Source organism: Jeotgalibacillus sp. ET6, from assembly GCF_029667115.1.
GTDB lineage: Bacteria > Bacillota > Bacilli > Bacillales > Jeotgalibacillaceae > Jeotgalibacillus.
In genome coordinates this window covers 1-261 of the sequence record NZ_JARUIU010000146.1, presented here as the reverse complement: position 1 = coordinate 261, position 261 = coordinate 1, and the positions used below count along the sequence as shown (strand labels likewise).

At 52.1% G+C, this 261-nt stretch carries 1 protein-coding gene; it reads right to left on the bottom strand.

The genetic code is table 11. The features are described 5' to 3' along the window. Positions 1 to 261 (bottom strand): class I adenylate cyclase (locus P6709_RS20055; protein ID WP_278242657.1); only part of this gene is annotated, 261 nt, incomplete at both ends.

Sequence of the window (261 nt, the reverse complement as noted above, 5' to 3'; positions counted from 1 at the left end):
CAGTTCAATACACTCAGAAACCAGTTGCTGCACGCGAGTACGGATTAACCCGCGCAGATGCTGGCTATAACAGAAGACTTCCACGCTATCTGGCGGTGCGGCGTCCTGATGCATTTTGCCGAGAATAGTTTTCAGGGCTTCGATCATCGATTGCTCGCCGTTGAAGTGCAGCGTACGCACTTCGTTCCACGAGTTGCGGTACAGCAGGTCAACGCTACCTACCAGGCAATTTTGATTCTCGCCAAAGCTGAAGACATCCAG